Annotated in this window: 1 pseudogene; it reads right to left on the bottom strand. The window is 32.6% G+C overall.

From position 1 onward, the window contains the following. A pseudogene (locus ACFSR0_RS05785) lies at positions 1-516 on the bottom strand (IS3 family transposase); the annotation flags it as partial.

Below are 516 nucleotides of genomic sequence, written 5' to 3'. Positions count from 1 at the left end.
GGTTTTTCTGCTTTGAAATTACGATTCAAAAGATTTGGTTGTGCAGGAGTAATTTCTCCAACATATGAAGAGTATTTTTTTCGCTTAGAAAATTTAATCATCAAATTTTCTTCAAGCATTCATCTACGTATGACTTTTTCAGACAGGCTTTTCCCCATATTTTTTAAAGCTTGGTGAATTCTGCGGTAACCATAAGCACGGAAGTTACTGTTGAAAATAGTCATGATCAATTGACGTTCTTCAACATATTTATCTGGTTTCTCAAGTGCCTTTTTTTGATAAAAATAGCTACTTTTAGACAACTTAAGTTGTTGAAGCAGCTCCTTCAACTTGAATCGATTTCGTTGAGCATCAATCAATATCGTTTCTTCTTGATTTGATAGATAAATAAGATTGATGCCCTCTTCTTTTTTTAGCAGTTCAGCCGCTCCCTCTAGCAATGCTTTTTCGATTTGTAATTGGTGTACTTGTTTTTTTAATTCTTCCACTTCTTTTAAAAGTAACTCTTTTTGTTTT

This window comes from Enterococcus camelliae (assembly GCF_042685105.1).
Classification (GTDB): domain Bacteria; phylum Bacillota; class Bacilli; order Lactobacillales; family Enterococcaceae; genus Enterococcus_G; species Enterococcus_G camelliae.
The sequence above is the reverse complement of the archived record's forward strand: the minus strand, read 5'-3'. Positions and strand labels throughout refer to the sequence as shown.